This is a genomic window from Arsenicibacter rosenii, assembly GCF_001870735.1.
Classification (GTDB): Bacteria; Bacteroidota; Bacteroidia; order Cytophagales; family Spirosomataceae; genus Arsenicibacter; species Arsenicibacter rosenii.
The window spans coordinates 1,006,113-1,012,321 of the sequence record NZ_MORL01000001.1 but is presented as its reverse complement, the minus strand read 5'-3'; the positions used below and the strand labels follow the sequence as shown (position 1 = coordinate 1,012,321).

4 protein-coding genes are annotated in these 6,209 nt (G+C 40.4%); 2 read left to right on the top strand and 2 right to left on the bottom strand.

Features of this window, described 5'->3' with window-relative positions:
- Positions 1-680 (top strand): hypothetical protein (locus tag BLX24_RS03975; protein WP_218160670.1); only part of this gene is annotated, 680 nt, incomplete at its 5' end.
- Positions 681-692: 12 nt separating this feature from the next.
- Positions 693-1,238 carry a hypothetical protein gene (locus BLX24_RS03970; RefSeq protein ID WP_071501729.1) on the top strand — a complete coding sequence of 182 codons (546 nt, stop codon included), beginning with the start codon at positions 693-695 and terminating at the stop codon, positions 1,236-1,238.
- An 89-nt stretch (positions 1,239-1,327) separates the two neighbouring features.
- Here the strand turns inward: BLX24_RS03970 and BLX24_RS32035 are convergent, their stop codons facing one another.
- Together BLX24_RS32035 and BLX24_RS03960 are read right to left on the bottom strand one after the other, a co-directional pair.
- Positions 1,328-5,578: a putative Ig domain-containing protein gene (locus BLX24_RS32035; protein ID WP_143092562.1), complete on the bottom strand. Its 4,251-nt coding sequence runs from the start codon at positions 5,576-5,578 to the stop codon at positions 1,328-1,330.
- Between the two features lie 235 nt (positions 5,579-5,813).
- Positions 5,814-6,209, bottom strand: coding sequence for a DUF4279 domain-containing protein (locus BLX24_RS03960; RefSeq protein ID WP_071501727.1), 396 nt, complete (start codon positions 6,207-6,209; stop codon positions 5,814-5,816).

The following is a 6,209-nucleotide window of genomic DNA, read 5'->3' as shown; positions in this document are numbered from 1 at the left end:
GATTAACTATCTCGCAACTTGGATTAATTAATAAGCAAACCGCTGACAGTAAACCAACAAACCAAGCCCCGGCCAACGTCGGGGCTTTCATTTACTTCAAAATGAAAAATGCACTGATAATCATGGCCTTGATAGTGGGAGCGCTAATGGCCTGTAAGTCAAACAACGACGTTCAGCCACCCTATCTGCAAAAGGGGGACAACATAATCCATGCTGACCTTAACAGTATCCCTGAATTGTTCGACGTGGAAACAGCCACTGAGGCAAGAGCGGCAACCGCAATACCGGCCGCGAATAAAATCTATGCGGTTTTTAAAGTAGTGAATCCATGCTCAACGACGGGTACGGCTACAGGGCAACAGTTGGCTTTCTATGCGGAAACGAGTGCAGCCGGTAGTTTAAAATTGAGTCAGAGAACGGTAGACGAAATCGCTGTTAAAACAGCAAACGGTTTTTCAATCTCAACTGTAAAGCCCGCATTCTATGAGAAGTTTCTTAAACGTGTAATCGATAAAAGTAAAAACTATCTGGTGCTGGTTCGCAATCGTGACGCAAAAAAATGGAATGTGATTGCCAGATGGTCGACCGAAGATGACATGTTTCTGTACTTCCCGTACCGGCGTAACTGGACCTTTATTTCATGCGAACGTGAGGACAGCGGGGAACAACTAATCGAATAATCAGCAAGGCCAATGAAACGTATTTATTTGATCGCAGTGCTATTACTGGTAGCCTTGGTAGCCTGCAATAAGCCCAAAGACCCGCAGCCCGTTACTGATCTGAACAACATACAGCTCGTTGAATTCAGTGAGCCCGATGATAGCGGAGCCGCCAGAACGGCCGCCGTTCCGATTCCGGCCGCCAATGCGGTATACCAGGTATTTCAGGTGGCAGGGAGTTGTGAGCCCGCAAAAGCGCGTTTAGCGCTTTATACTGGTTACGCAGACGGGCTGGTAAATGGGGCAGTGGCCTTACCCGATTCACTCGTAAAGTCGGGGAACGGGTTTAAAAAGCTCACAGTCAAGGATTCACAATACGGGACGTATTTAAAAGTAAAAATCGACAAAGCTGTTCCCTACACGTTCCTGATCTACGAGCCAGTGACAAAAAAATGGAAGATACTCAGCGGTATTGACGCCAACAGTCCGGATTTTGAGTTCATCAACTACCGGAAATACTTTTTCCGGTTCAACTGTACGGAAGCCGTCTTGTCTCCGCTGTTTGATTCGGGGGCGTAGAGATCAGTGAGGGAAGTGGCTGATACAGAAATGGTGTACACTTACAGTGTACACCATTTCTGTATCACTAAACTCTATACTTATCAGTTCTATTCACAAGTACATTGATTCTTAAAATACCACGTGAATGAGACTGTCGTACCACTTTGTCTGGCATTAAGTGTATAGTATGGAATATCACAATATTTTTCTGCCGTATGTCCAGTGCGCTGAGTAGTCCAACCTGTTATGCCAATTGCAAAGTATTCAATAGTAGTACCATTACCCCCTGTTGTATTAAATGCAAAGCTTTTAGTAGTGCAATCATAAGTTGGTAAGGTTAATGCTAAGGGCTGCACTGTAGCAGGGTTAACGGTCAGGACAAAAGAAGTAGTAGCAGTGGCGCTGAAAATATCAGTTGCTCTTACGGTCAGTGTATATGTGCCTGTTGTACTAGGCGCTCCAGAAATAATACCAGCACCACTTACGTTTAATCCTGCAGGTAATCCGGTAACTGTAAATGTCATGGATTGATTTTCAGGATCATTAAAGTGATTTGCCAAATTTACTGTGAAGTTTTCCCCAACACTTACCGTTGAACTGGGAATCAGTTGTGTTACTTGTGGTTGTAAATTAGTTGCCTGACACTGAGTTTTCCAATCCCACGTATAACTAACAGCTGTTTCCTGTCTATTTAATTGTCGTGCCTGCAAGGTTAATGCCGGATCGTCATTGTTAGGGTTATAGATAAAGGTGTTAGTACTAGACTGCCAGTTGTTCACCAGTAGTGCCCTGTATTCTACCGCAGTTCCGTCACCCCCGGAGTAACGGAAAGTAACATTTCCTGTCTGGCAATTATATAACGGCTGAAGTATTGTTAACGGAGAAGCCGTTCCAACGATTACAACAGGGAGTGTAGCATATGTTATACCTCCTGACTGGTTTTGTGCCTTAATACTCAAGTTTATTGTTGTACCAATTCCTGTACCCGGTGCTGTACCTGAAATAGTAGCCCCATTTATTGTTACCCATCCGGGGGCCCCTGTAGATTCAATAATGTATATTAAAGGATTCGGGTCCGAAAACGTATTGGCCGGTACTGTATAAGTAAAGCCCTGACCTGCAACAATACTTATGGCTGTTATACCTGTTGTGATAGTCGGTCCTGGTATACGATTAGAATAGGTATACGATTTTACAGGTTTTTGATTGTTATTGAGTACCTGCTTTAAGCGGCCTAATAGATCATATTGGTAGAAAGAAGTAATCCCTGCCGGATTAATTTCAGATGTTGGTCCGAATAAAACATCATGAGTAAAGCCACTTACCAGTGCTTGAGGTAACTTAGCACGAAGATTTGATAATGTTGTTCTAATAGTTGCCTCAGAAACGTTACTGCTGTTCAATGATGTCAGATTTTCACCTGTTGCTTCAACTTGAGCTGCTGTTGCATTTTTTATTTCAGCTACCGGACGCATTGAATTATACCCCCATATATATGTAGTATTCATTCCATCGATCTGCGTTACAGTCTGTAGTACCTTGTTTGAGTATGTCAATAGGTTCTTTTGTGTATAAACCGCGCTCCCTGAAGAATTTGGAATTATGGAATTAGCGTTTACTACTATGCTAACAGGTTTTGTAGTTTCTAACTCATAAGTTGAAACCGGTTGTCCATCCGCATTATACCCTGTAATTTTATGTTCGGTCGTCAGTCCGTTGCGAATAGATTGTTTACCAATTAACCTGTTTAATATATTCCTGCTTTTTAGCGCACTGATAGTTCCACCCATTGCTGAGTTAAGATAATCGCCAACATAGGAGTAGTTAGTCTGTAGCGTTACCCCGTCACTTCCTGTACTCTGTTCACTCGTTATATATTTATGGTTGCTGTTTGCATAATCGAATTGTTTTATGACAGTAATTCCATTTTGACCTGACAGATCATAAGTCGTTTCTGTCTGATATGTTAAACGAGGCCATCCTTCTATAAAATCATAGTTTAAGAAGAAGTAATCCTTGTCTTGCCGGACCTGAAATACCTTGGCTGCAGGAACTAGGCTTACATCAGTATTTGTATAAACAGATTCTTGTAGATAGACTGTCTGGCCGGTCGTATTTTTAACAGTCTTTTTAAGTAATTGACCATGTGCCCAATCCCAGTTCCGCCCCGGGAAATAGGGCCAGAAATACTGATTTGTTATCGGTATTATATCAGAGTCGGTAATTGACGTGGAATTATAGCTAAACACATAGGTAATATTATCTCCGCTAGTAGGGCCTGTAGGGTATGTCTTTTCTGTACTATATTCATAAATAGTTTGGCCATTATAAACACGTGCGTTATTTACTAACGAAAATTGTTTTTCTGTTACTTTTCCATAACCTATATGAGTGCCTCCTCTATATCCGTGATCAGTTACCATTCCTGAATTAACCTCTGCAAAAAGGTGAAATTCGGCTTCCTGAGTTGGTTGGGAGCAATTAGGGTAAAATGACTTCCTATAACCTGTACCTGTAGTATACGGGTAGTGGAAATATGTATAGTAATGAGGCTTGGCCCGCAAAACGCCATCTTCATATTGATACTCTGTTTGCTTCACGGGCAACCCATCAATGCGGTTTATTATTTCTTTTATACGCAATCCGCCTGCATAATGCTGAGGTAATTCAATACCAAAACAATATAATTCATCAGAAGTCGGTTGAGTAACTGCTGTGCTTCCGATACTTTGGTATTGATGTGGCTCATATATAAACTCACTCTGACCACCTGTCGGATAGGTAATTTTTTGTAAACTCCCGTATCTACTGGCGGGGAAAGCAGGCTCACGGTTTGCACGCCCAACCTGCCATAAAGCTAGTGAAGTGGTGCCTGCTCCTGGATAACACAGATTGAGCCTAAAGTTGGGGTCGGCGCTTCCGAAAGGGCCGCAGAAACCAGGCCATAAATCCTGGTTATAATTTCTTCCATTAAAATAGCCCCAATGGTCCTGAGCCGCAGAAACACGATGCGGAAGCCGGTCTTCTCCTTGCGGTGTACGGTCATAATAACCAAAACGATATGTTGGTGGGTTACTCAACGCCGGATCAGATATGTCTTTGAGTGCCGATAAATATAATCTGTAATTGAGATAGGTACATGATTCAGGCGTAGTACAGATAGCTCCGGACGTACCTGGATATGTATCATTTGTTTTTACAAATTCATATTCCAGATCAAATCTTTTTTTCTGTGTTCCATTAATATCTTTTATGCGGATTTCATCAAGGTATTTTGCAGAATAAGCTGCGTTTTGCATCGATAAATCTTTCCTGTTTTCAATGCTTGGGATAAACTCTACTGTACCTAATCCCTGAAATGTAATCTGACTGAGCCGTTTACCAGCTATATATACACCATAATGAATTCTTGGTTCTTCTGAATATCCCTTTGGCAAAAGAAAGGATCCTGTACCATTGGGTGTAATCATTTTGGAAAATCTTATTGGTGTGTTATAACTGTAAATTTCCTCGGTGTAGGAAAATAGTATCGTTTCCTTTTCGGATGCAGATGTCACTTTAGTAAGAAACCAGGCTGTAACAGAAGAAGCGCCCGTACTTGTTGTTTCAGTTGCTTTAAACTCAAATGTATTTCCATTGTCTGTCACAATTATAAAGCCACTTTGATAGTCAGGACTTGAAGGTGCTTTATACGTTACGCTAAAATTAGTTGTATTACTGAATTTGGGTTTTCCTGTAGCATCAAATACAAAGCTTCCTGAATAACCCATAAAATTATAATGGAAAATATCAGCTTCGAAATCCAGATAGTTAATACTCTGCAACTGATTAAACGACGAAGTATTGGTACTCAATGGTAATACAGCACGTGTAGCATTTGCCTCGAATTCTGCTTTATCACGAACTGTGCGTGTAATAACGCCACCGGCTTCCAGACTCCAGCCTAGCCCCACCCACGAAGCGTTTTCATCAACTCGTATACCTGATGCTCTGTATGATAATGAAAGCGGTAACTTTAATTCAACTCCGGCTAGCTCGTAAAGCGGTATCTGAATGTTAGGTGTGCCTGTATAAAGGCTGACCGGTATTTCTCCGTAGGTTCCCAAAGCTGCCGCATTTGGAGACGCAGGGCGGATATTGGCATAATCTACACCCGAATAATCAAGTGTAGATTTGTTGAATGTAACTGAACTTGGAGGAGACGTAGTTGTGGACGAAGGGGGAGATGTCGTTTGTGCTAACGCATCCACTTGTAATCCAAATATAGCAATAGCGTATACGATAATCTCTGTCAAAAAAGCAGAAATTCTTTTGAGACGTTTAGTCTTCGTAAAGAAAAAAAATAAACGGTGTTTCATGGCAAATAAAAAAAGATTCTAATTGTAATGAATATGATCAGTATTTTTGCTGGTAATCATATTTATTCTAAAGAGAGTGTTAAGATTCGAAAAATTGTTAAATAATATTCGTGCCTTAACTGCGTAGTTTGCAATGTGGTTAATTTGCTCCGCTAATATATAAGTGAAAATAGGTGTAAAAAAATATCAATAGTTAGTTAATGTATTATAATTGTGAAAAACGAGCAAAAATAATTTATAAAAAATATATATCTATGTCAACCGATAGGTTCAAGTGAGCAATTAATTTTAGAGCATTTGAGTCTAAGTATGCTCCAAAATTATAATGAATTTCCTTCTTACATTTTGAGACAATTGTAAACTCACATTCATATTTTTCTGTTAATAACTTTATCGCAGATCTTTTTTCTGAAAGTATACCTATCATGAATGAAATATGTTCATTGATAGGGTTTTCTTTTGGTATGTCCGATTCAATTTGCCAAAGACTACTAGACCGGATTCTATTACTTATGGTATCAACCTTATCCCCCTTAAGCCATGCTTTAGTAGGGATCAAATCAAGAGTTTTAGTAATGACCTCATAAGGGCACTCAAAATCATGTATTTTAAATATGACTTTATTTTCCAT